The organism is Pseudomonas sp. (assembly GCF_030696055.1).
Classification (GTDB): domain Bacteria; phylum Pseudomonadota; class Gammaproteobacteria; order Pseudomonadales; family Pseudomonadaceae; genus Aquipseudomonas.
Window position 1 is genome coordinate 1 of the sequence record NZ_JAUYNP010000247.1, and the last position, 5,550, is coordinate 5,550.

At 65.1% G+C, this 5,550-nt stretch carries 3 protein-coding genes and 1 pseudogene; all 4 read right to left on the reverse strand.

Translation table 11 applies throughout. The features are described from left to right. Positions 1 to 135 precede the first annotated feature (135 nt). On the reverse strand, positions 136 to 909 hold the full coding sequence (locus Q8Q83_RS14455) for an electron transfer flavoprotein subunit beta (RefSeq protein ID WP_305624838.1): 774 nt from the start codon (positions 907 to 909) through the stop codon (positions 136 to 138). A 74-nt stretch (positions 910 to 983) separates the two neighbouring features. Continuing rightward, positions 984 to 2,219, reverse strand: a complete 1,236-nt coding sequence (locus Q8Q83_RS14460) for an electron transfer flavoprotein subunit alpha/FixB family protein (protein ID WP_305624839.1) — start codon at positions 2,217 to 2,219, stop codon at positions 984 to 986. Between the two features lie 100 nt (positions 2,220 to 2,319). Further along, complete coding sequence (dgcB, locus tag Q8Q83_RS14465; protein ID WP_305624840.1) at positions 2,320 to 4,287, reverse strand: dimethylglycine demethylation protein DgcB; 1,968 nt, start codon at positions 4,285 to 4,287, stop codon at positions 2,320 to 2,322. 192 nt (positions 4,288 to 4,479) lie between these two features. Further along, positions 4,480 to 5,550: pseudogene (gene dgcA, locus Q8Q83_RS14470) on the reverse strand (dimethylglycine demethylation protein DgcA); the annotation flags it as partial.

Consider the following 5,550-nt stretch of genomic DNA (forward strand, 5'->3'; position numbering starts at 1 on the left):
TGTTGCGGATCTTGCGAGCTAGAGCGAGACAAGGCGAAAACAGCCGAGGAAGCGGAGTTTACGGGTTGTAAATGAGCATCCCGAGGCTGTTTTTAACGCAGTATCGCCGACGCGCAGCAGATCCGAATCAGGTTCTTAACGCAGCACGCCTTCTTCGAGCAGTAACTTGAAGATAGCCTCGGCGCCGGCTTGCGGCGAGACATCCTTGAGCACCTGGCCACCGCCGCCGGCGGCTTTGGCCGTGGCGGCCTTCATCCGTTCGGCGCCGGTCTTGGCCTTGATCACCTTGAGGCGCTTGGGCCGTGGTCGCGCCGGTTGCAGCTGCGCCTCGGCCAACAGCACATCGGCGACCAGTTCGACTTCCTCGGCGCTGAGCAGGCCACGTCGGGCCGGGCCGAAGGCGCTTTGTCGGGCGGTCGGGGCGGCGTTGTCGACGCTGGCGAGAAACGGCAGGCGCACCTTCAATCGGCGCCGCTGACCGCGGGGCAGGGCTTGCAGCACCTGAGCCACGCCGTTCTCGACCTTTTCCACTTCGGCCAGGCCGACCACCAGGGGCCAGCCGAGTTTTTCCGCCAGCAGAAAGGGCAGCATGCCGGAGCCTTCGCCGGTTTCCGCCTGACTGCCGGTGAGCACCAGCTGCGCGCCGGCATCGCTCAGGTAGTCGGCCAGGGCGGGCAGGGCATCGCCACCGGGCGCCTGTTCGAGCACCTTGAGTTCGTTCAGGCCCATGCCCAGGTAGGCGCGCAAGGCTTCTTCCCGGGGATCGCCGGCGTGCAGCACCTGCAGGCGTGCGCCGGCCAGGCGCAGGCCCAGTTCTACCGCGCGGGCATCCTGCTCGGCGCGACGGGCGCGGCCGGAGCTGGGATGAGCGCCGATGGATACCAGGCAGATGATGTTCAGATCAGTCATGGCTCACCCGTAGCCCGGATGCAATCCGGGGAGAGGTTGTAAAGGCCCCGGATGGCATCCGGGCTACAACAGCGTTAGGCCGCATCACGGGCTGCTCCCTGGCGGTAAGCGGCCATGCGCTCGATCAGTGCCTGCAGGATCGCGGCGGATTCGCCGATCACCGACAGGTCGGCGCGTTTGATCATGTCGCAGCTCGGGTCCAGGTTGATCGCTATCACCTTGTCGCAGGCGCCTATGCCTTGCAGGTGCTGGATAGCCCCGGAGATGCCGACGGCCAGGTAGACCCGCGCGGTGACCCAGGTGCCGGACGCACCGACCTGGCGCTCGCGGCTCATAAAACCATCGTCCACCGCCACCCGCGAGGCGCCTTCGGTGGCGCCCAGGGCCATGGCGGCCTGGTGGAACAGCGTCCAGTCCCTGACCCCGTTACCGCCGGAGAGAATAAATTCGGCCTCGGCCATGGGGATCTGCGCCGGGTCCACCGCCACCGCGCCGAGATCCTGGATGCGCGGCAGGCTATGGGCGATGTTTTCCTGCAAGGCCAGCGGACGCACTTCGTGGCGGGTGTCGCTGACCGGCTCGGCGCATTCGGCGGCGGCCAGGATCAGCCGTGGGGCCTTGCGGATCAGGTCTTCGCGACCGGCTCCGGCGCGGCCGCTGGCGACGCCTTCGGCCACCTGCCAGACCCGGGTGGCCGGACGTTCGCCGAGCTTGGCGGCCAGGCGCCGGCCCAGTTCGCCACCGCCATTGCGACTGTCCGGCAGCAGCCAGTGGCGCGGTGCCAGCTGGCTTTCCACCGCGCTCAAGGCCAACACACGGGCTTCGGGGGCGTAGCCCTCGAAGGCCGCGCCGTCGATCTGCAGCAGGCGGTCGACGCCGTTGCAGTCGAAGGCGCTTTCCTTATGTTCGCCAAACAGCACCAGCACCACGGCGCCGTCACTGCCGGCCAGCTTGTTGGCCAGGCCGAGCAGGTCCTTGTCGTGGCTGCTCAGGCGGCCGCCGAGCATATCCGGCACTACGCAGATGCTGAATATCGGTTGCTCGACCCGATGCAACGGCAGCTGCACCACTTCGCTGGCGCTGGAGCGTTTGGCGGCGCCGCCTTGTTGGGCGCCGGAGCGGTCGATGCGTTTTATCCCGTTGGGGCCGATAAAACCGACCGCATGGGGATTCTTGCGGACGATGCCGTTGGGCCCCATCCAGCTGGCTTCGCCGCCTTTGGATGAAGAGAGCATGGCCGCATGCAGCGGGTGCAGGCGGTTGCGCGCTATCCATTCGGCGCGCGGGTCGCGGCGGATCAGGTCGCTCATGGGCGGGCCTCCGAACTGCTTTGCGTAGGAGCCAGCTTGCTGGCGATAGGGCTATGGATCGCCAGCAAGCTGGCTCCTACCGGTGAGGCTTTGGTTTTCATCACAACACCTCCGCCGTTGCCCGCGGCGCGGCTTTTACCGGCGCCGCTTGCTCGATCAATACATCGGCCACCAGCTCGGCAATATCCTTGACCTCGGGGCGCGGGCCGACCACGCCTTCGAGCATCGCCGTGCATTGCGGGCAACCCACTGCCACCAGCTCGGCGCCGGTTTCCTTGATATCGCCCATGCGCATATCGGGAATCCGCTGCTTGCCGGGAATATCGGTGATGGGCGCGCCGCCGCCACCGCCGCAGCAGCGCGAACGGAAGCCGGAACGCTGCATCTCTTTTACTTCGATACCTATGGCATTCAGCACATTGCGTGGCGCTTCGTACTCACCGTTATAGCGACCCAGGTAGCAGGGGTCGTGATAGGTGACCGAGCCGCCCTTGTGTTGGCCCAGATTGAGCTTCTGCCCGCTGATCAGCTGCTCCATATAGGTGCTGTGGTGCAGCACCTGGTAGCGACCGCCCAGTTCGCCGTATTCGTTTTTCAGCACATGGAAGCTGTGCGGGTCGCAGGTGACTATCTTGCTGAACTGGTACTTGGCCAGGGTGGCGATATTGCGTTTTGCCAGTTGCTGGAAGGTCGCCTCGTCGCCCAGGCGCCGGGCCAGGTCGCCGCTGTCGCGTTCTTCCAGGCCCAGCACGGCGAAGTCGACCTTGGCCGCCTTCAGCACTTTGACAAAGGCGCGCAGGGTTCTCTGATTGCGCATATCGAAGGCGCCGTCGCCGACCCAGAACAGCACGTCCACATTCTGTTTGTCGCTGAGCAGCGGCAGGTTCAGATCCGCCGCCCAGTTCAGCCGCCCGCCCGGGGCGAAGCCGCCGGGGTTGTCGGTGGCGATCAGGTTATCCAGCACCTCGGCGCCCTTGTTCGGCGTGGCGCCTTTTTCCAGGGTCAGATGGCGGCGCATATCCACTATGGCGTCGACGTGCTCGATCATCATCGGGCACTCCTCGACGCAGGCGCGGCAGGTGGTGCAGGACCACAGGGTCTCGGCATCCACCAGGGCCTTGCCGTTGAGGTTGACTATCGGCAGGTGCGGGCCGCCGCTATGTTCGCCTATTGGCTTGCCCCTGCCGTCAAGGGATGGGTAGGGACTGCCGGCGAATTTGGCATCGGTGCCGCCGGCCAGGCCGACCACCATGTCCTGGATCAGCTTCTTCGGATTCAGCGGTTGGCCGGCGGCGAAGGCCGGGCAGGCCGCCTCGCACTTGCCGCACTGCACGCAGGCGTCGAAACCGAGCAGCTGGTTCCAGGTAAAGTCCGTGGGTTTTTCCACGCCCAGTGGGGCTTGTGGGTCATCCAGATTCAGGGCTTTTAACCCGGTGGAACGGCCGCCGCCGAAGCGTTCGCTGCGGCGGTGCCAGGCCAGGTGCAGGGCGCCGGCGAAGGCGTGCTTCATCGGCCCGCCCCAGGTCATGCCGAAGAACAACTCGGACACGCCCCAGGCCACGCCGACAGTCAGCAGCAGGGCGAGAATCCAGCCGCCAAAACCTTCAGGCAGAATCCCAGCAACCGGCAGGGTGGCGATAAAGAAGCTCACCGAAAACATCAGCAGGCTTTTCGGCAGGCGCATCCAGGGGCCTTTGGACAGGCGCGCTGGTGGATTTCTGCGCCGTTTGGCGACAAACAGTGCGCCGACAAACATCAACACGCAGGCCGCCAGCAGGGCGAAGCCGAGGATGCGGTTATGCAGGCCGAAACCGTGCACCAGAATCGCCAACGCCGCGGCCAGGACAAAGCCGCCGGCCGTGGCCACGTGGGTGTTGGCGATATATTTGTCGCGCGCCACCACATGGTGCAGGTCGACCATATAGCGGCGCGGCATGGCCAGCAGGCCGCCCAGCCAATCGACCTTGGACGCGCGGCCGCGGCGCCACATCAGGAAGCGCTTGCCGGCGCCAAGCACGGCCAGGCCGAGTGCGGCGAACAGCAGAATGGGGAGTAGGGTGTTCAACATTCGTTGGTCTCCTCAGCGGGACCGAAAAACAATGCGACCTGTAGGTTGGCGCTGAGCTCGCGAAGCCCAACAAGGAGCGCGTAGCGCTCCCCATGCTCTGGCGGTCAATGCCACAGACCGGTTCTGTGAACCGGATGTTGGGCTTCGTTCCTCAGCCCAACCTACGTCCGTCCAACCGTCGAAAGCGTTGGCTTAAAAGTCCTTGCACAGGCGCAATGCGTCGTAGATCGCCGCATGGGTGTTGCGCTGGGCCACGCAGTCGCCGATGCGGAACAGCAGATAGCCGTCGCCCGGTTGAGTCAGGCAAGGCTGTGGCTGGATGGCGAACAGCGCTTCCACGTCGATCTGGCCCTTATTGCGCGAGCCTTCCTTCAACGCGTAGTACAGCGTCTCGTCGGGACGCACGCCGTTCTCTACCACCACCTGGTCGACCACGCGCTCTTCCTTGGCCCCGGTGTATTCGTTCTCCAGCACCGCCACCAGCTTGTCGCCCTCGCGATAGACCTTCTCCAGCATCAGGTCGCTGGTCATGATCACTTCTTTCGGGTACATGCTGCGGTAGAAGGTCGGGAACGAGGTGCCGCCAACGGCCACGCCCGGCTTGATATCGTCGGTGACTATCTCGACCTGGGCGCCCTTGTCGGCGAGGAAGTCCGCCACCGACACGCCGCCGAATTCGCAGATGGTGTCGTACACCAGCACGTTCTTGCCCGGCGCGACCTTGCCGTCGAGCACGTCCCAGCTGCTGACGATCAGGCCTTCCTCGGCGCCCCAGTGTGGGTTCTGCTCCAGGTAGGGATGGCCGCCGTTGGCCAGCACTACTATGTCCGGACGCAGATCCATGATGGTGGCGACATCGGCGCCGGTGCCCAGGCGCAGGTCGACGCCGAGGCGGGCGATCTCCAGCTGGAACCAGCGGGTGATGCCGGCGATCTGGTCGCGCTGCGGGGCTTTCGAGGCGGTGGTGATTTGTCCACCCAGTTGCTCTTTCTTCTCGAACAGCGTCACGTCGTGGCCTCGCTCGGCGGCGACGCGGGCGGCTTCCATCCCGGCTGGGCCGCCACCGACCACTACCACCTTGCGCTTAGGACCAGACGACTTTTCAATAATGTGCGGCACGCCCATATATTCACGGCTGGTCGCGGCGTTCTGGATGCACAGCACGTCCAGACCCTGGTACTGGCGGTCGATGCAGTAGTTGGCGCCGACGCACTGCTTGATCTGGTCGACCTGGCCCATCTTGATCTTGGCGATGAAGTGCGG

Bases quoted from the DNA above. Each gene is read 5' to 3' on its own strand.
- Q8Q83_RS14455 (WP_305624838.1), bottom strand. From the start codon at position 909: ATGACTGATCTGAACATCATCTGCCTGGTATCCATCGGCGCTCATCCC.
- Q8Q83_RS14460 (WP_305624839.1), bottom strand. From the start codon at position 2,219: ATGAGCGACCTGATCCGCCGCGACCCGCGCGCCGAATGGATAGCGCGC.
- dgcB (WP_305624840.1), bottom strand. From the start codon at position 4,287: ATGTTGAACACCCTACTCCCCATTCTGCTGTTCGCCGCACTCGGCCTG.